This window comes from Bradyrhizobium sp. Leo114 (genome assembly GCF_055229415.2).
In genome coordinates, this window is sequence record NZ_JBUYEN020000010.1 from 151,404 (window position 1) to 170,501 (window position 19,098).

18 protein-coding genes are annotated in these 19,098 nt (G+C 63.3%); 15 read left to right on the plus strand and 3 right to left on the minus strand.

Going from position 1 to position 19,098, the window contains the following annotated elements:
* Positions 1–55: 55 nt before the first annotated feature.
* Positions 56–1,753 carry an acyl-CoA dehydrogenase family protein gene (locus ACZIRK_RS14750; RefSeq protein ID WP_463327590.1) on the minus strand — a complete coding sequence of 566 codons (1,698 nt, stop codon included), beginning with the start codon at positions 1,751–1,753 and terminating at the stop codon, positions 56–58.
* Between the two features lie 229 nt (positions 1,754–1,982).
* Between ACZIRK_RS14750 and ACZIRK_RS14755 the strand changes: the two genes are divergently transcribed.
* The 11 genes from ACZIRK_RS14755 to ACZIRK_RS14805 all read left to right on the plus strand — a co-directional run bounded on the left by ACZIRK_RS14755 (position 1,983) and on the right by ACZIRK_RS14805 (position 13,103).
* A complete protein-coding gene (locus ACZIRK_RS14755; protein WP_165435268.1) occupies positions 1,983–2,648 on the plus strand; it encodes a TetR/AcrR family transcriptional regulator in 666 nt (221 codons plus the stop codon).
* A 300-nt stretch (positions 2,649–2,948) separates the two neighbouring features.
* Complete coding sequence (locus ACZIRK_RS14760; RefSeq protein ID WP_349645088.1) at positions 2,949–3,599, plus strand: class II aldolase/adducin family protein; 651 nt, start codon at positions 2,949–2,951, stop codon at positions 3,597–3,599.
* 5 nt (positions 3,600–3,604) lie between these two features.
* Entirely contained in the window at positions 3,605–4,489 is an 885-nt protein-coding gene (locus ACZIRK_RS14765; protein ID WP_463327606.1) for a Rossmann-like and DUF2520 domain-containing protein, read from the plus strand.
* A 553-nt stretch (positions 4,490–5,042) separates the two neighbouring features.
* On the plus strand, positions 5,043–7,127 hold the full coding sequence (locus tag ACZIRK_RS14770) for a calcium-binding protein (protein ID WP_130226527.1): 2,085 nt from the start codon (positions 5,043–5,045) through the stop codon (positions 7,125–7,127).
* Between the two features lie 192 nt (positions 7,128–7,319).
* On the plus strand, positions 7,320–9,113 hold the full coding sequence (locus ACZIRK_RS14775; protein ID WP_207231041.1) for a type I secretion system permease/ATPase: 1,794 nt from the start codon (positions 7,320–7,322) through the stop codon (positions 9,111–9,113).
* A complete protein-coding gene (locus tag ACZIRK_RS14780; protein WP_130226528.1) occupies positions 9,110–10,507 on the plus strand; it encodes an HlyD family type I secretion periplasmic adaptor subunit in 1,398 nt (465 codons plus the stop codon). Before ACZIRK_RS14775 ends, ACZIRK_RS14780 begins: the two co-directional genes overlap by 4 nt.
* Positions 10,504–10,749: a molybdopterin-binding protein gene (locus tag ACZIRK_RS14785; protein ID WP_245474762.1), complete on the plus strand. Its 246-nt coding sequence runs from the start codon at positions 10,504–10,506 to the stop codon at positions 10,747–10,749. The genes ACZIRK_RS14780 and ACZIRK_RS14785 overlap by 4 nt, the downstream gene beginning before the upstream one ends.
* A gap of 46 nt (positions 10,750–10,795) precedes the next feature.
* Entirely contained in the window at positions 10,796–11,341 is a 546-nt protein-coding gene (locus ACZIRK_RS14790; protein ID WP_130226529.1) for a c-type cytochrome, read from the plus strand.
* Between the two features lie 68 nt (positions 11,342–11,409).
* Positions 11,410–11,814, plus strand: a complete 405-nt coding sequence (locus ACZIRK_RS14795; protein WP_463327591.1) for a DUF302 domain-containing protein — start codon at positions 11,410–11,412, stop codon at positions 11,812–11,814.
* A 118-nt stretch (positions 11,815–11,932) separates the two neighbouring features.
* A complete protein-coding gene (locus tag ACZIRK_RS14800) occupies positions 11,933–12,637 on the plus strand; it encodes a filamentous haemagglutinin family protein (protein ID WP_130226531.1) in 705 nt (234 codons plus the stop codon).
* Between the two features lie 91 nt (positions 12,638–12,728).
* Positions 12,729–13,103 (plus strand): hypothetical protein, encoded by a 375-nt coding sequence (locus ACZIRK_RS14805; RefSeq protein ID WP_028163989.1) that lies wholly within the window; start codon positions 12,729–12,731, stop codon positions 13,101–13,103.
* 33 nt (positions 13,104–13,136) lie between these two features.
* On the opposite strand, the gene ACZIRK_RS14810 is transcribed toward ACZIRK_RS14805, so the two are convergent.
* Positions 13,137–14,462: a polysaccharide deacetylase family protein gene (locus ACZIRK_RS14810; RefSeq protein ID WP_130226532.1), complete on the minus strand. Its 1,326-nt coding sequence runs from the start codon at positions 14,460–14,462 to the stop codon at positions 13,137–13,139.
* A gap of 98 nt (positions 14,463–14,560) precedes the next feature.
* A complete protein-coding gene (locus tag ACZIRK_RS14815; protein ID WP_208822305.1) occupies positions 14,561–15,343 on the minus strand; it encodes a polysaccharide deacetylase family protein in 783 nt (260 codons plus the stop codon).
* Positions 15,344–15,464: 121 nt separating this feature from the next.
* On the opposite strand from ACZIRK_RS14815, the gene mgtE reads away from it, so the two are divergent.
* The 4 genes from mgtE to ACZIRK_RS14835 all read left to right on the plus strand — a co-directional run bounded on the left by mgtE (position 15,465) and on the right by ACZIRK_RS14835 (position 19,025).
* Positions 15,465–16,886 (plus strand): magnesium transporter, encoded by a 1,422-nt coding sequence (gene mgtE, locus ACZIRK_RS14820; protein WP_463327592.1) that lies wholly within the window; start codon positions 15,465–15,467, stop codon positions 16,884–16,886.
* Positions 16,887–16,952: 66 nt separating this feature from the next.
* Positions 16,953–17,249 (plus strand): helix-turn-helix domain-containing protein, encoded by a 297-nt coding sequence (locus ACZIRK_RS14825; RefSeq protein WP_028163986.1) that lies wholly within the window; start codon positions 16,953–16,955, stop codon positions 17,247–17,249.
* A gap of 36 nt (positions 17,250–17,285) precedes the next feature.
* Positions 17,286–18,104 (plus strand): aldo/keto reductase, encoded by an 819-nt coding sequence (locus ACZIRK_RS14830; protein ID WP_130226534.1) that lies wholly within the window; start codon positions 17,286–17,288, stop codon positions 18,102–18,104.
* A gap of 63 nt (positions 18,105–18,167) precedes the next feature.
* Positions 18,168–19,025: a hypothetical protein gene (locus tag ACZIRK_RS14835; RefSeq protein WP_463327593.1), complete on the plus strand. Its 858-nt coding sequence runs from the start codon at positions 18,168–18,170 to the stop codon at positions 19,023–19,025.
* The last annotated feature ends 73 nt before the right edge of the window (positions 19,026–19,098 follow it).

The window sequence follows — 19,098 nt, forward strand, 5'->3', positions numbered from 1 at the left end:
CGGTGCGAACCGACTATGACGATCAAACTCGTTGCGTACACATACGTTCCTCAATTCATTCGACGACCACGGCGCGGCGCATGACTTTCTGCGCCTTCGCCTGGTCGACGCTGAACGCCAGCGTCCCGTAATGCGAACCCCATGACCCCGATGCGTTCGGTGCGCGGGTGGCGAGGAAGAGGTCGACGACGTCCTGCGTGCTGTGACGCAGGAGCTCTGCACCCTGCAGGACGCGTGCGACCGCTTCGGTCATCGGACGGGCGACGAACTCGTCCTCAACGGCTTCGCGAACCAGTGTTTCGGTATGAAGGACCAGCGCGTCGAAGCGGGCGTCCTGACCGAGCAGGGGACGGGTCTCGTCGAAGAGTGCCTGGATCGTGCGCGGGTCCTTGGCCATCGCCCGACGGACATCCATGCACATCATGTTCGCCGTGCCCTCCCAGACGCTGTTCAGCGGCGCTTCGCGGTAGAGACGCGCCATCGGATTTTCTTCGATGAAGCCGTTCCCACCATGACACTGGAGCGCTTCGTAGGCGATGGACGGGGCGCGCGAGCAATTGAAGAGTTTGGCCGCCGGCGTGGCTACGCGGGCGAGCAGCCGTTCGTGTTCGGAGGCCTTCATCTGGTCTGTCGCCTTTGCGACGCGCAGCGCCAGAAGCGTGGCAGCTTCGACTTCGACGGCCATGTCGGCCAGCACGTTGGTCATCATCGGTCGGTCCGCGATGGAGGTGCCGAACGCCCTACGGGTGGTGGTGTGCTGCAGGGTCAGCGTCAGCGACTGACGCATCAGACCGGCGGAGCCAATCGCGAAGTCCAAGCGGGTCAGGTGCGCGTGCGAAAGTATCTCGCGGATACCGTGGCCTTCCTCGCCGACGCGGATCGCCATGGTGCCGGCGTACTCGACTTCGCTGGAAGCGTTGCTCTTGTTGCCGGCCTTGTCCTTCAGACGCTGGACAAAGAAGTTGTTGTAGCTGCCGTCGGGCAGCGTACGCGGCAGGAAGAAGCAGGTCACGCCGCCATTGACCTTGGCGAGCGTGAAGAAGCCGTCGCTTTGCGGCACCGAGCAGAACCACTTGTGGCCGGTCAGTTCGTACCAGTGCGCCGTCTTGCCGTGATAATCCTCGGAGTGGGAGAAGCGAGCAGTCGTCTGTGTCTCGCGGAGATCGGAGCCGCCTTGCTTTTCGGTCATGGCGTAGCCGATCACGACCGAAGGCTTTTCGCTCACCTCGCGGCGGCTGAATTCGTATTCGGTCCCCTTGACCTTCTCCGCCCAGATCGCCAGCGCGGGCTCGGCCTCGAAGCCCGCGTACGAAGCGTAAGCCATGCCGGTCGGACAGGCGGTGCCTTGTTCGACCTGATTCCAGACGTAGGACAGCACGGCGCGGGCGTAGTGGCCGTTCTTCTGGTTGGTGCGCCAGGCGAGGTTCGGTACTTCATGCTTCCACGCCAGTGACATCAGTTCGTGCCAGCTCGGATGGAAGTCGACCCAGTCGATGCGGTTGCCGAACCGATCGTGGGTCTTCAGTTCGGGCAAGTGGCGGTTGGCGAGGCGGGAGAGCTCCTGCACATCCTCGTCGCCCGCGACCGCGCCGAGGGCCTCGCAGCGGTCCGCGGCCCAAGGAGCCTCGCGCTCGATCGCGGCGCGCAGCACGGCGTCGCCGGTAAAGGCATTGAAGCCGGCGGCGGGCTTGGCCTGGTTTAGGACCTTGTGGGTGCCGTAACGGCTGGCGGGAGCTTCGAGTGCTTGGGTCATGGGACGCCTCCAATTCGTTCCTAGGTTCGTGGCTCGCTGCGTTGGCGAGCATTCTCGAAACCGAACCGACCCTCAGGCAGGGTCGGAAAGTCCACCAAACTGAAGCGATTGTTCAGTTTCAGATCGGCTCAAAAGCGCTGATTTTCACGCGAAATTACATCATCTCTTGACACCGATCGATTTCCAAATCAAGATGAAAATGAATTCAACTTCATCTTCGGGTGACGAGATGGCGACTAGACAGGTCCGTTCCCTCGACAAGAAGACGCATATCCTGCGGGCCGCGCGCGGCGTCGTGATGGATGGCGGATTCCAGGAGCTTCAGATGAACGCGGTCGCGGCCGCAGCCGACGTCGCGGTCGGAACGATCTATCGATACTTCCCGTCACGTGCGGATCTCTGCGCCACCATCGTCAGCACGGTTTCGCAGCGCGAGGTCGACGTTCTATCGGGGATCGCCGTCGCGGAAGGAGAGCCGTCGCAGAAGGTGAGGGACGCGGTCCGCACTTTCGTGCTGCGAGCCGTGCGCGGCAAGCGCCTCGCCTACGGCCTTATCTTCGAGCCGATCGATCCGGAAGTGGAAAGCACGCGACTGAAGTATCGACTTGCCGTCGCGCGCGTCTTCGAGACCATTATCAAGGAAGGCCTCGCCGCCGACGAATTCCGCAAGGTCGACGTCAGGGTCGCCGCAACCTGCCTCGTCGGAGCCTTCATGGAAGGTCTGATCAGCGTTCTCGCGCCCGGAGCCAGCGGCGTCCCGGTGCAGACCGAAGAGTTCGCGGATTCCATCGCGGATCTATGCCTCGCCGCGGTCGCGAAGCCGGACAACCCCCTGCTCGAGCGAGAGCGTCCCGCGACCGGTGCGGTGGAAGCCGTCTCTCTGAAGAAGTCCTGAGCGGCCGAAGAGCGAGGGGCCGACGGGGGCTCCCGCGGCCATCGGCCGACTGCTTCGCCCGATCAATGGACGCGGTAACGCGTCGGTTCACTTGGAAAGGACAACACAGATGGGCAACATGAAGGTGCTTTCCCTCGCCGACATCAAGTCGGCGGTCTCGCTCGATGAGTGGCAGACCCGGATCGATCTCGCCGCCTGCTACCGATTGATGGCCGTCTTTGGAATGACGGACCTGATCTACAACCACATCAGTGCGGCGTTCCGGGCGAGGAAGGAAGCTATCTCATCAACCCGTACGGGATGCTGTACGAAGAGATCACGGCGTCGAACCTCATCAAGATCGACGTCGACGGCAACACGCTCCTGCAACCCGATCACGGCTACAACGTCAACGTCGCGGGCTTCTATCTGCACGCTCCCATCCACAGGGCGCGACCGGACCTTCACTGCATCATCCACACGCACACCCGCGCCGGCACCGCCGTCAGCGGTCTGAGCGAAGGCTTGCTCCCGTTGTCCCAGACCGCGATGCGCTTCCACGGTCGGGTCGGCTACCACGAATTCGAAGGACCGGCGATCGGCGGCGAGGAGTGCGATCGCGTCGTCCGCGATCTGGGCGAACACGACGTGCTCCTGCTGCGCAATCATGGGCTGCTCGCCTGTGGCCGGACGATCCCGCAGGCCTTCAACGCCATCTACTGGCTCGAGAACGCTTGCCGGATCCAGGTCGATCTTCTGGCCTGCAACCGGCCGGTCCATCAGCCGTCTCCCGCCGCGATCGAGAACACGGTGACGTGCTTCTCCGGCAGCGAGATCACGCTGCTCAATGAAGCGGACACGAACCCCACGCTCAACGAAGGCGCGAGGCGGAATTCGGGCGGGTACGGTTCGCTCGAATGGGCGGCCCTGCTGCGCAAACTCGACCGGCTCGATGCCTCGTTCCGGAGCTGATCGGGATGCCCAGCGCAAAATTCGGATTCATCGGGTGCGGCAGCGTCGGACGCACGCTCGCACAAGCCTTCAGTCGGGCGGGGCATCAGGTGGCCGCCGCCTGGAGCCGGGGCGGCGAGGGCGCGCTCCAAATGCAGCAGGAAGTCGAGGGGCTGCGTGCGCTGGCGAGCGCGCAGGCGGTGGCGGACACGTGCGACTTCGTCTGGCTGACCGTATCGGACGATGCCATCGCGCGCGTCGCCGACGGCATCGCCTGGCAGTCGCATCATAAGGTCGTCCACTGCAGCGGCGCGACCGACATTGAAGCGTTGGCGAAGGCGAAATCGGACGGCGCGACGATAGGTGGCTTCCACCCGCTGCAGATGTTTACCGATCCGGCCGTCGCTCTGCGGGGCTTGCCGGGCGTGACGGTCGGCGTGGAGGCCGCCGAACCCGCATTCCTCGAGACGCTCAAGCGGCTGGCCGGCGACATCGGCTGCACCACCGTGGAGGTACCCCGAGGACAACGCGCGATCTACCATGCCTCGGTCTATTACGTTGGCCCTTTCTTCATCGCGCTGCTTTCGGAGGCCGTGTCGATCTGGAAGTCCTTCGGCGCCAGCGAACGTGACGCCTTGAACGCCCTGCTGCCGCTTCTCGCCGGAACCACCTCGGCGGTCACCAGCAGCAGCCTGGCCAAGGGAATGGGCGGCTGCGTCGCGAGAGGCGATGTCGGCACGGTGCGACGGCACATAGCCGCGATAGACCTCTTCAGCCCTAACGCCGGTGAATTGTATCGCTCCTTGACTGAGCGAACCATTCCACTTGGGCTTGCGCGAGCAAGCCTGACGACATCGGTCGCGGACCAGATCCGAGAAGCGTTGTCGACCGCCCCGACAGCGAAAGGCTGAGAAGAAGCCGGCATCCCGAGAGAAGGAAATGCAGTGGGTGCCATTCCGGGACTAGGTTATGCCCAAAAGTATCGCTTGCTCCTTGAGTATGCCTAAGGCTTCAAGCCGCCGTCGGGAATGTCAGCCAAATTGGAATCGTATGCCGGGTACGGCAATGGGGGCTCCGGCCAAGCTCGGAGAGGGCGGTACAACGGCTGTACGAATCTTGCGGCGTCCTTAGCGGACCGCTGCTGCAGCTCTGATCGAGCGGAGCGGTACGGCTTCAGTGGTCCATCGATGCTTCGCGGATTTAGGAAGGGTCATCTGGATTGGGTGTTTGCATCCCGATCGATGAGACTCTCGGCTCGCGCGCTGAGGGCGACGTTACAGTTTGGTTACAGCGATCCGCTCCTCGCATTACAGATGCAGCCATATCGCCCTGAACTCTCCGAAAAGAAAGCATACGAACACGTGAGGGCGTCGGTTCAGGGCCCGCAGGATTCTTTGTCAACCTGCAACTCGCCGAGGCCCCGCATGTGAAGCTGAGGCCCACATCTGAAAGGGAGAATGCCTCATGTCCAATCTCACGGGAACCAACGGCGACGATATCCTGACCGGCACCGATGGGCCGGATCATATCTTCGGCCTTGCGGGCAACGATACGATTGACGGCAACGGCGGCAACGATACGCTGTCAGGCGATGACGGTGATGATACGCTCAACGGCGGTGATGGTGACGATCATGTCCTCGGCGGCGCGGGCAACGACGTCATCACCGGCGGCAACGGCAACGATCTTCTTGAAGGCGGATCGGGAAACGACCACATCAGCACCGGAGCGGGCAACGATGTCGTGTTCGCCGGTGACGGCATCGATACGATCGATCAGATGGCCGGTCACGACGTCGTACACGCAGGTGCGGGCGACGATCTGATCTCGTGGAACGACAAGGTCGGTGATGTTGTCTTCGGCGATGAGGGCAACGACCGGATCATCGGTTCCGACCCCGCGGCCGACGAGAGCCATGGCGGCGACGGCAACGACTTCATCCAGGCCTTCACGACTGACGCCGCGCACGCCACCGCAGGCGACAAGATCTTCGGTGATGCCGGCAATGACACCCTGATCGGCGGCGACGGCAACGACCACATCGAGGGTGGCACCGGAAACGATACCATCAACGGTGGAGGTGGCAACGACTACCTCGATGGCGGCAACGGCGATGATCACATCAGCACCGGTGCCGGCAACGATACGGTGTTTGGCGGCGATGGCAACGACACCATCGACCAGATGGCGGGCCATGACGTCGTCCACGCCGGCGACGGGAACGACACGATCTCCTGGAACGATGCCGTCGGTGACACCGTCTATGGCGACGGCGGCAACGACAGGATCATCGGTTCCGACACGGCGTCCGATGAAAGTCACGGCGGCGACGGTGACGATTTCATTCAGGCCTTCACCACGGATGCCGCACATGCGACGGCGGGCGACCGGATGTTCGGCGACGGCGGCGATGACACGTTGATCGGCGGCGATGCCGCGGACCACATCGAAGGCGGTACCGGAAACGACACGATCAATGGTGGAGGCGGCAACGACTACCTCGATGGCGGGTCGGGAAATGACCACATCAGCACCGGGGCCGGCAACGACCTGGTTTACGGTGGCGACGGCAACGACACCATCGACCAGATGATGGGACACGATGTCGTTCATGCCGGCGCCGGCGATGACGTCATCTCCTGGAATGATGCGGTCGGAGACACCGTCTTCGGCGACGGAGGCGATGACCGGATCACCGGTTCCGATACCGCGTCCGATGAAAGCCATGGCGGCGACGGTAACGACATCATCTCCGCGTTTACGACGGACGCGGCGCACGCCACGGCGGGCGACAAGATCTTCGGTGATGCCGGCGACGACACCCTGACCGGCGGTGACGGCAGCGACCATATCGAAGGCGGCACCGGAAACGACACCATCACTGGAAATGCCGGCGCCGACATCCTTGATGGCGGTGACGGCGACGATCACATCAGCGGCGGCGGCAGCCATGATCAGATATTCGGCGGCCTTGGCAACGACGTGATCGATCATATGGGTGAGCACGGCTTCGCCGATGCGGGTGACGGCGACGATATCGTACAGTGGACCGAAACGTTCGGTGACGTGGTTCATGGGGGAGCCGGCAACGACAGGATCACCGGTGAACTCGCCTTCAATCCGCCGCTCGGCGGGGAGGCCGCTGCTGAGATCCACGGCGATGCCGGAAACGACTTCATCCAGGCAGCCAGTTCAGGCAGCAGTACGGTGTCTGACAAGCTCTTCGGCGACGAAGGCAACGACATCATCATCGGAGGCAGCGGCGCGGACCGCATCGATGGCGGTGTGGGCAACGACACTATGACGGGCAACGGCGGTGCCGATACCTTCACCTTCCAGATGTCGCAAGCCGGGCACGACGTTATCACGGACTTCGACGTGAACAACGACGTGATCAATTTGTCGGGCTTCGGCCCGAATTTTGATGCGCTTGCGCACGTGCATGACACCGCCAACGGCGCCGTTCTAGACCTCGGCGCCGCTGGGGACGTGACATTCCAGGGCGTCCATGCCGCGGACCTCTCTCACCACGACTTTGTCCTGAGCTAAGTCCACTCAGGATTGCCTGTCCTCGAAGCGACCTAGCCGCGCTTCTGCCAAATACGGTCGCCCTCCTGTTTGGGAAGGACGACCGTACTGGATGGGTTTTGAAGTCGCGACGTGCCTGTCAGATACGGCAGGAGCGCCGAGACTCGAATGTCACGACGAAGACATCAGAATTGGAAAAGTGGGGCGCCGCATATGAAGCCGATGTCGAAGCTTGCGGTGGTCGATCCACATGAGGAAAGCGAGACAATCCTCAGCCTCGCCATCGGCTGTTGCAAGATTCAGCTGCTGGCGGTGGGCCTGTTCAGCGGCGTGGTCAATCTGCTGCAGCTCACCATCCCGATCTACATGATGCAGATTTTCGACCGCGTGCTGACGACGCACAATGTCGATACGCTTCTCTATCTGTCGCTGATCGCGGGTGTGTCCATCCTGTTGCTGGCTATTCTGGAAATCTCGCGCAATCAGACCCTGCAGCGCGTTGCAACCTGGGTCGAGCAGAAGGCCGCGCCGGAGGGCTTTGCGAGAGCGATGGAGAGCGTGCTCGCCGGTCATTCCTATCGCATGGAGGCACTACGCGATCTCGCCATTTGCCGCGGCTATCTCGGCTCGCCTGCTTTGCTTGCCCTCTACGACCTTCCCTGGGTGCTGATTTTTCTCGCCGTGATCTTCGTCCTGCATCCGGTGCTGGGTTGCATCGCGACGGCAGGAGCGATCGTCCTTTTCACTCTCACCTTGCTGAACGAACTGACCACGTCGCGGCTGATGAAGGAGGCAAATGTTGCGGCGGCTAATTCGCAACGTCGCGCCGACAGCATCGCGCGCAATGCGGAAGTGATTGACAGCATGGGCATGTTGCCGGCGGTGATGCGCCGCTGGCAGGAGGCGGTGGCCGAAGTGCTGCCGCCGCAGCGGCGCGCGGCGCAGCGAGCCTCCGTTCTGCTGGCAATGGCCAAGTTCGCGCGCCTCTCGGTGCAGATCGCCGTACTTGGCGCGGGCGGCTATCTGGTGCTGCAGCATGAGCTGACATCGGGCGTGGCTGTTGCCGGCTCGATCATCATGGGCCGGGCACTTGCGCCGGTGGAAATGCTGATCGGCGGCTGGAAGCAGCTTGTCCAGGCCCGGCAAGCTTTCTTTCGCTTGCAGCATTTTCTTCGCCAGCCTCGTCTTCGTCCGCCCGGACGGCCATTGCCGGCCCCGGTCGGTCGCCTGTCGGTGGAGCGTGTCACGTACGGCTTGCCGGGTTCGACGTCCCCGATCGTCAAAGGCGTGCAGTTCGCGCTATCCCCAGGTGACAGTCTTGCCGTCATCGGCCCCTCGGCGGCCGGCAAGACCACGCTGATCAAGATGCTGATCGGCACGCTTGCGCCAAGCGCCGGCACCGTGCGCCTCGATGGCGCCGACGTCCATCGCTGGATGCGTGAGGATTTCGGCCGCTACGTCGGCTATCTGCCGCAATCCGTCGAGCTGTTCGAGGGTTCGGTATTCCGCAACATTGCACGGATGGGAGAGGCGACGCCCGAGCAGGTTTACCAGGCCGCGCAGCTTGCGGGCTGTCACGACATGATCTTGCGGCTTCCGTGCGGCTACGACACCGAGATCGGCGAGAACGGGCAGTATCTGTCCGGCGGGCAGCGGCAGCTGATCGGCTTGGCCCGCGCACTGTTCCGCAATCCGAAATTCGTGGTGTTGGATGAACCCAACAGCAATCTCGACGGCGATTCCGAGGCCAATCTGGCCGACACATTACGGAAGCTCAAGGCGCGCGGCACCACGGTGATTCTGGTCTCGCACCGTCCGCGCTTGGTGCAGCATGTCGACCTAGTCTTGCTGATGCGGGATGGAGCGGCAGAAATGTTTGGACCGCGGGCCGAGATCCTGAACCGCGTCGTCGCCCCGGCGCCTGACAACCGCCCAGAACTCAGCGAACCCCGCATCGCCAGAGCCGCCGTACCCGCCCGACGCGAACAGAACCGTGTTGCATCATGACCCGCGCTCTCACCTCTCCATCCGGGCGAGCCGTCGTCGCTGACGGCCACGGCCGATCGATCGCGTCGCCTGCGCCACCATTGATGGAGGCGCCTCATCCGTCAACACGCGGCGTGATCCTGCTCGGATTGATGGCCATGGCGGTCTTCATCGGCGGCTTCAGCGTCTGGTCCGTCTCCGCTCCGCTGGCGGAAGCGGCGATCGCGAATGGTTTGATCGAGGTCGAGGGGCAGCGTCGCGTCATTGCGAACCAGGAGGGGGGATCGGTTCAGGAACTGCTCGTGCGCGAGGGCGATCATGTGCTTGCCGGTCAGGTGTTGATGCGACTGAACGACGTGCAGGCGAGCGCGACGGCCGAGACGGCGCGAGCCGAGCGCTGGGCATTGCTTGCAAAATTGGCCAGACTGGATGCGGAGACAGCCGGAAGGAGCGATATAAGCTTTCCTGACGATCTGCTGGCGGCGGCGAGCGGGCAAGGCTTCGACGCCCAGCGCGCCGCCGATGTGGTCAGCGGGCAGCGCGCGCTGTTCGAAGCGCGCACGGTCAGCTTGAAAAGCCAGGTCGCCGTGCTGCGAGACCGGGTCGATCAGCAACTTGGCGTGATTGAATCGGCAGAACAGCAGCAGCGAGCCACCCGGCAACAGCTCGAACTGATACGGCACGAGGCCGAGATCAAGCAGGGGTTGTTGACAAAGGGCTTGGCGACGCTGTCCGTCGTGCTGGCCTTGCAGCGAAACCAAGCCGGATTGGAAGGGACACTGGGTGACCTGAGCGGACAGATCCAACGCGCGCGGGCAACGATCGCGGAATCTCGTTCATCCATGCAGCAGATTCAAGACCAGCGGCTACAAGATGTCTCGAACGACATACGGGAGGCCCGTATCAGGCTGAACGAGGTGGACGACAAATTGCGCGCCGCGCAGGATGTCGCCGTGCGTCGCGATGTGGTGGCGCCCGAGGACGGCACGGTCCTTGGCATGAGGGTGTTCAACAATGGCGCTGTCGTCAAGCCCGGCGATACGGTCATGGAACTACTGCCATCGCGCGACCGGCTGGTGGCCAACGTGAAACTTTCGCCCAACGATATCGATGTCGTGTATCCCGGCCTTGAAGCACAGGTGCGTCTCCCCGCGTTCAAGCAGCGCCTCGTACCGTTCGTTGCGGGCCGCGTCACTTTCGTCGCCTCCGACGTCACCGCCGATGAGCAGACAAAAAGCAACTACTATAAAGTGCAGATCCTGATCGATCAGGACCAGCTTGTTCATCTTCCCAACGTCCGCCTCACGCCGGGAATGCCGGTGGAGGCGATGGTGCAGCTTGGGGAGCGAAGCTTCTTCCGCTACATCACGCAGCCAGTTCGGGACAGCTTTCACCGCGCCTTTCACGAGCAATGAGTGCGTGGTCTGCGCGAAGAGCGTGCAAGGTCGAGATTTCGAGCGATGGCGCCAAGAGCTGGAAGGATGCGCAGCTAAATCTGCCGGTATTGCCGAAGGCGCAAACGCGCTTTCAGATGGATTGGACCTGGGACGGTAAGCCGACCAAGATCGTCAGCCGTGCGACCGACGATAAGGGCAATGTCCAGCCCGACCGGAAATCCTTTGTCGGCGCAATCGGGACCAACGCAACTTTTCACTAGAACGCGCAGCAGACCTGGAGCATTGAAGAGACCGGGAGGGTTCGAAATGTCCTCGACTAGCAAGGCACTCCTCACTGGCGCTATTGCGCTCGCGCTCGCTTCTCCCGTACTTGCATATGATTTCGGCCGTCCCGCGACACCCGGCGAGATCGCGCTATGGGATGTCGACGTCAGGCCCGATGGCAAGGGACTGCCGCCCGGCAGCGGTACCGTGGCGCAAGGAAAGCAGGTGTTCGCCGACAACTGCGCCGCTTGCCATGGCGACAACGGCGTCGGCGGCATCAAGGACCGTCTCGTCGGAGGGCAGGGCACGTTGGCTTCAGACGCACCGGTGAGGACCGTCGGCAGCTTTTGGCCCTACGCCACCACGCTCTTCGATTACATTCACAGAGCAATGCCCTATCAGGCGCCGGGTTCGCTAAGCAACGACGATACCTACGCCGTCGCGGCTTACATCCTTCACTTGAACCGCATTCTGCCTGCCGACGCCAAGCTCGATCGCGACAGCCTACCAAAAATCAGGATGCCGAACCGCGATGGTTTCGTTCCGGAGCCGGAGTTCGATCCGGCCAAGCTGTTCGGGAAGAAGTGAGAATGGGCTTCTTAAGGACTGCCGTCTTTGTGTTGATCACAACGATTTCGTTATCAGGAGAGCATGCAATGTCCGCTGATGGATTGATCACGCTGCCCAGCAGCTTTGGCCCGGAAGAAACGATGCACCGGTTTGAAGCGGAGGTTCGTACCAGGGGCATGGCGGTATTTAGCCATATCGACCACAGTGCTGGCGCTGCTGCGGTCGGCCTGCCACCGCGGCCGACGAATCTTCTGATCTTCGGCGCGGCGAAGGCCGGCACTCCGCTGATGCAATCGGTGCAGACGATCGGCATCGATCTGCCGTTGAAGGCGCTGGTCTGGCAGGACGAGGATGGCAAGACTTTCCTTTCCTACAATGATCCGGCCTATATCACGCGTCGGCACGGTATCGGTGAATCGGCCAAGGCTGTCATTGAAGCGATGGCGGGCGTGCTGAAGGAAATGGCAGCAAAGTCGACAACGGCTCCTTGAGATCAGCGGGAGCCAACAGTGAGGCGCCCGCCATTCTGCGGATGTCTGCGCAGGTGGCATCCGTACGGATACGCGCGGCTCAATAAGAACCGTTACACGCGTAGCCAGTTAGGGACGGGTGACGTTGTCTCCAACCCTTCCTACGACAGGCGCCGGCATCGCGAGACTGAATCCGATCCCGGAGGTGCAGCCCGGCAACGTCGATCTGATCGCGCCGCTCGGCACTATCGACGCTGGCGAAGCCGGCATCCGGGCCTCGGGCAACGTCAATCTTGCCGCGTTGCAGATCGTGAACGCGGCGAATATCCAGGTCCAGGGCCGCGCGACCGGAATTCCGGTCGTGCACGCACCGCCGGTTGCCGCGCTGAGCTCGGCGGGGAACGCCACTGCCGCCACTCAGCTAAGCGCCGCTCCAACGCAGTCGAACAACGACCGCCCATCGGTGATCCTGGTCGAGTTTCTTGGCTTTGGCGGTGGCGACGGCTCTCCCACGCCGAATCCAACCCTCGAAAAGAAACGGAGCGGTGACGACGGCCGAGCCCAAAACCCTGATAGCGCCTACCAGGTGCTCGGCGGGCGAGATGACGATGGACGAGGCAAAGCAATTGATCGCCGAACGCCGCCGTCGGATGCAGCCATAATCGGGCCGAGGCGCGGCATCCTGAAACGACGTCGCGCCCCGTCCTCGACGCGTACATTCGCATCCTGCAGGTTGAGCCGAGGTAGCCGGAGAACGTCTACGTTGTCCGCTCTGGCGCGGCGACAAATTTTCCGCAACCGAGGTCGGTCGATGGCTTTCCGTAACACCCTTGGCGTACGCTAAGGGTGTTGAAGCTCGTGGGCCGGCGATTCCGAGCCCGACGGGCGCCGTCGCTCACCGATCGCACGCCCGATTCGGAAATCCGGAAAACAGGATGATCCTGCTCAGCTACATCTATCGCTTCGTCTCCAATTTCGTGTTCCTGGCGCTGGTCTATTTCAGCCTCAACTTCATGGAAAAATACGAGCATCGCGCGCTCGTCGCGCTTCTGGTGCTGGTTTATGCCGCGATGCATGCGGCGTCCGCCTTGCGTTCGTTCTATTTCTTCCAGCGAATCGAACGCCTGGAAGGGGAGACGCGTCGGCTTGGGACGGCGGTGGTCGAGGGACCAAGTTCGACAGCCTCACGCAAGCAGATCGTCGGTGCCGTCACCGAGCTGCGTCATGCCGGCGAGATCAAGTCCTATATCGACCTGCTGTTCCTGGCGCTCGTCATTCTGCTCTGCATCGCCAAGATCGTGACGAATTGAGCGCCTGACGCTGCAATCGCCGCGCCGCGCTCTTCAGCGCTTTGCGACCTGAAGTGCGCGTCTGTTCGGCTGCGCCTGCACGGCATGCTTGGGGACGCCACGACCCGCATGACCTCCTTGCGGGTTCTGATGCACGGCATGCCGGGAATGCGGCGCCTGGCGTGCGCCAATGGTGCGGGCTCTCGCGGAAATCGGCCCCATCGCATTGGCGGCTTCAGGAGATGCTGCCACCCGTTGCGGCCGTTTGGCGGGTGAATGCGACGCGAGCAACGTCACACGCAGGCCTTCGGGCATCCTGAAGACGGAGGAGGCGGGGACCGGCAGGGCCGGGCCGCTGTTCTCGGAGACCTGTAATGGCTCCGGCCATGCCGTCTGCGCGGCGATTGCGGCGCGCGGGCGGCGTCCTCGATCGGATAGGCCTGGATCACGCCAATCCAGATTCGAGAGCCCGGGGGTGGGCAGTTCCTGCGTCTGGACGAACACGAAATTCGCAATCTTCGGCCAGCGCACCGTTGCGACGGTCTCAATCGGCGGGTGCAATAGCCATTGCACAGGTTCGGTTGGCGTGGCCGGCTGCTCCGGCGTCGCCGGCACCACATGGACGATCCGATAGCCGCGCGCCTTCAACTCCTGCAGGATTTTCGGCAGCGCCGCCACCGTGCGCGGCTGGATGTCGTGCAACAGCAGGATGCCTTTGCCCTTCTCCTCCAGCCGCTGGATTGCGAGCTCGTAGACGCGCGCCGGAGGGATATGGCGCCAATCGTCGGCAACGAAATCGGCGCTCCAGTTCTGGATCCCACGCGACGCCAGATAGGTCTCGACCGCTTCGGCGCGCAGCAGCCCTGGAATGCGGAAGAAGGGCGCGAGCTTGCTCGCGTCGCCAAGCGCGGCCACCGTCGAGGCGATGCCGGCATCGACCTCCTGCTTGGCCTGCTCGATCGACATCTTGTTGAAGGTCAGCGGATGGTTCTGGCTGTGCGTGCCGACGGTGTGGCCGGCGGCGACGAGCTTGCGGACACCCTGCGGATTGGCTTTGGCCTGACTGCCGATGATGAAGAAGGTCGCCTTCACGCACTGGCTGGCAAGAATGTCCAGCACCTGGTTGCTGTATTTCGGCAGCGGGCCGTCATCAAATGTCAGCACCACTTCGTGATCGTCCAGCGGCAAGGTCTCGGCATATTGCATGGTGCCGATCCGGGGATGCTCGCGGGGATCGACCACCAGCGTTCGCGAGGTGCCGAGCGCATCAGGGGGACAATCAGCCGCGATTGCGGACTGGCTGCTCGCGCCGATCAGAATCAGCAGGGAGAGGGCAGTCCATGACCGCTTCCAAAATCCCTCGCCAACGCTACCGATCATAACACCCTGGCTGCATTCTCTTTGTCCGACGCCGAATCCTTACAGGCGGCGTCATGAACGCTACCTTAATGCTTTGTAACCCACAGCTGTGCTTTGGTTCAATGTGTTTGATCCGACACGGTTTTCGAGCCCGGCGGCACGATATGCACGATCCTGTAATTGTGATCGCGCAGATAGCGCAAGAAGGCCGGAAGCATCGCCGCGGTCTGCGTCTTGGGATCGTGCAGCAGGATGATTCCCTTGCCGGCGGCGTTCAGGCGCCCGGTCAGAAGCTTCAGCTCCTCCTGCGGCGTCATCTTGTTCCAGTCGCTCGCCCAGAGGTCGGCGCCGAACACGGCGATGCCGCGCTTCTCCAGGTTCGCGAGCGTCTCCGGCGACATCTCGAAATAGGGGAAGCGGAAGAACGGCGTGCTCGGCGTCGTGGTCGCGCGCCCATGCAGCGCCGTTTCGACGGCGGCAATGCCCTTGTCGATCTCGCCAATGGCGTCGTCCGGTTTCATGTATTTGAGGTTGTGATGCGTCCATGTGTGATGGCCGATCGTGTGGCCGAGTGCCGCGATCTGGCGGACCAGCTCCGGATGCTCGGAGGCCGGCTTTCCGATCATGAAGAAGGTCGCGCGCACGCATTCGTGAGCGAGTGCCGCGAGGATCTTACGGTCGGTTGATGGCCATGGCCCGTCGTCGAACGTCAACACCACCTCGTGATCCTGCAGGGGGAGCGTGTCCGGAAAGCTCTTGGTGCCAACGCGCGGATAGCTCGCGGGATCGACGGTCAGGACGCGCGACGTTCCGAGCGCATCCTTGCGCGGGCATTCGTCGGCGGCGTGCGCCGCGCCGCTCCACGCGAGCAGGGCAAGAATGGCTGCACCGAACGATCTCATAAGCACACCTGTTCTTCGCGGTTGGCGATATTTGGCATTGCGCGGGACGCAGCCGATTGGGTAATGCGTGCGACGATAACTCAGACGAGTTCCTACCTTCTGTCAAACGGTGAGGCGCGGCATGGCCGAGAAAATCGACGCTGCCCATCCCGCCGAAGCATCCATCCTCGATCGGTTGCCAATGCGGGACGAGGAGGGGCAGCTCCGCCACGAATTCGTCGAAAATATCGCGAGCGCGATCCACACTGCCGACCGGCCGTTCCTGTGCGAGGTGGTGGCGGAACTTCATGAGGCGGATCTCGGCGATCTCATCGCCGCGCTCGCGCCGGAAGACCGCGTCAGCCTCGTCGAGATCACCGGCACCGATTTCGACTTCTCGGCACTGAACGAGGTCGACGATGCCGTGCGCGAGGAAATCCTCGAAGAGCTCGAGCCGGAGACCGTCGCGGAAGGCGTCCGCGAGCTGGAATCCGATGATGCGATCGAGCTTCTCGAAGGTCTCGACGAGGAGGACAAGGAGGAGATCCTCGACAGGCTTCCGCCGTCCGAGCGCGCTGAGCTCGAGCGCAGCCTGCTGTATCCGGACAACTCCGCCGGCCGGCGGATGCAGACCGAGTTCATCGCGGTGCCGCCCGCTTGGACGGTGGGGCAGACACTCGACCACATGCGCAACACGCCGGACCTGCCGCACCGGTTCTACGAGATTTACGTCGTCGACGGCGACGGGCACTGGCTGGGCGCGGTACCGCTCGACGTGCTGCTGCGTTCCCGCGACCCGGAGCCGCTCACCGACCTGATCGATGAAGATCGCCGCCGCGTCTCCGCCCTGGAGGACCAGGAAGAGGTCGCGCGGATGTTCGGCAAATACAATCTGGTGGCCGCGCCCGTGGTCGACACCACAAACCGGCTGGTCGGTGTCATCACCATCGACGACGTCGTCGACGTCATCGAGGAGGAGGCTGACGAAGACCTGAAGGCGCTCGGCGGCGTCACCCGCCACGAAGAGTTGTCGGACAATGTCTGGACGATCGCGCGAGGGCGATTCAACTGGCTGCTGGTCAACCTCGCGACCGCCTTTCTTGCGTCCTCTGTGCTCGGCCTGTTCGAAGGCCAGCTCGAAAAGATGGTGGCGCTTGCGGTGCTGGCGCCGATCGTCGCCAGTCAGGGCGGCAATGCGGCGACCCAGACCATGACCGTCGCGGTGCGCGCGCTGGCCACCCGCGAGCTCGGATCCTACAACGCCGCCCGGGTGATCCTGCGCGAGATCATGGTGGGCCTCGTCAACGGTCTTGCCTTCGCCGTCATCACCGGCATCGCCGCGGTCGCCTGGTTCAAGATTCCGGGCCTTGGCGTGGTGATCGGGCTCGCCATCGTCTGCAACCTGGTTGCCGGTGCGCTCGGCGGGATTTTGATCCCGATGGTGCTTGAACGGGTGCGAGCCGATCCGGCCGTTGCGTCCGGCACCTTCGTTACCACGATCACGGACGTGGTTGGCTTCTTCTGCTTCCTCGGCATCGCCACTTTGTGGTTCGGCCTGAACTAGCGCCTCGCTTAGCGTTAATCGGGCCTTAAGTCGGTTCGCCCACAATGCGGCTTTCCGGAGCAGACCATGAAGCGCCTGCGGCTGAAAGCGGATGGACGGATCGTCGAGCTGCGAGACGGGCAGGAGTTCCCGCTCGCGCCCGAGACGCCGACCGGGTCGCTCACGGTGCGCGACCTGCGCCGCCGATCGCATCTGACCCAGCTCGAATTCGCCGCCAAGCTCGGTGTGCCCGTGGAGACGATCCGCAATTGGGAGCAGGGCAAGCGAGCCCCGCGCGGACCGGCACGGGCGCTTCTGGCGGTCATCGCCCATTCGCCGGAAACGGTATTCGCTGCGCTGGCGACAGAGGCCTCTGCCGCGTGAGTTGGCAGCGGAGCTGCGGCGGCCCATAATGGGCGCATGAACATCATCGAAGCCAATGGCGCCAGGATCCCGGCGATCGGGCTCGGTACCTGGGAACTGCGTGGACGCACCTGCGCGCGGATCGTCGAGCAGGCGCTCAGGCTCGGCTATCGCCACATCGACACCGCGCAGATGTACGACAATGAGCGCGAGGTCGGCGAGGGGCTCCGCGCATCCGGCGTGAGACGCGACGACGTCTTCATCACGACCAAGGTCTGGACCACCCATTTCAGGCCCAACGACCTCGAGCGCTCGGCCAAGGAAAGCCTGGCGCGGCTGCGGCTGACCGAAATCGATCTCTTGTTGCTGCACTGGCCGAACCCGCAGGTGCCGCTCGCGGAAACGATGGGCGCGCTGGCGCATGCCAAGCAGCTTGGGCTCGCGCGCCATATCGGGGTGTCCAACTTCACGGTCGCCTTGATCGAGGAGGCGGTGGCGGCCTGCGCGGAGCCGTTGGTGTGCGACCAGGTCGAGTATCATCCCTATCTCGATCAGGCGAAGGTGAAGGCCGCCTGCGCCCGGCACGGCATGGCGCTGGTCGCCTATAGCCCGATTGCGAAGGGCCGCATCCGGAACGAGCGCGCATTGGCGCGGATCGGCGACCGCTATCGCAAGACGGCGGCCCAGGTCTGCCTGCGCTGGCTGGTGCAGCAGAATGTTGCCGCGATCCCGCGGACATCGAAGCTCGAACGGCTGTCCGAGAACATCAACGTCTTCGATTTCGAATTGTCGGAGGACGACATGAGCCTGATCTCGGTCATGGGCGGCGCCTCCGGCCGCATCACCGATTTCGGCTTCGCGCCGAAATGGGATTGAGACACCCCTCGATTGCCCGCTATGCTGATGACGGGCAGGGGGCTCAAACCTGATCAGTTGCGAATGAACCTGCGGGAGCTCATTCCTGTGGACGTGACGGCGTCGGCGGTTGCGCACGTGTCCGTGCTGGCCCTGGTGCTGCTCCTGTCCGAAGTCCATCCGTTTGACGTCGTGGCGGCTGACACCGTCCCGGTCGATATCGTCACGCCGCAGGACATCGAGAAGAAGGACATCGAGAAGAAGCCCGAACCGACCCCGTCGCCGTCGCCTTCTCCGTCACCATCCATCGATCTGTCTGCGCTCCAAGAGCCGCCTGTAAGCACGCCGCCTCCACCGGCGCCGCAGCCCGCAGCGCCGCAGCCGGCAGCGTCGCCGCCGCCCCACCAGAACCAGCCGGAACCGGCGGAATCAGGTTCGGTCCGGCCGCAAGCCGCGGCAACACCGGCGGCCGCCCCAGCCTACACGCCGCCGGAGCCTGATCTCTCGATCAAATACAATGTCCAACTCGGCCTGCCGCCAGCCCTTCCGCCGATGGCGGCGCCAGCCCCGGCGCCGGCCGCGCGCTACGGTGGCAAGGTCGACGATGATTTCGATGCACCGGCCGTCAGAGCCGCCGACCTCACTCCGAGCGTCGTCGCCGAGTTTCGCCGCCATCTCAAGACCTGCTCGAAGCTGCCGGCAGCGCTAAAACCTTCCGACGACGTCAAGGTCACGCTGCGCGTGTTCATGACGCCGCAGGGGACGCTCGCCGACGAGCCGTTGCTGATCGAGGCGAGCGCGTCCGAGAAGGGACCGGTGTTGATGCGTGGCGCGATGAGCGCACTGGAAGCGTGCCAGCCCTACAAGATGCTCCCAGCGGATCGCTATGGCGAGTGGAAGGTGCTCGATCTCAGCTTCACGCCGCAGGACTTCGCTTCGTAGCCGCGAAGCCAATGTCGTCGACGTCACGATGCGAGTTGCACGGCCGCGCCGCGCTGTGGCAAAGTAGCAATTC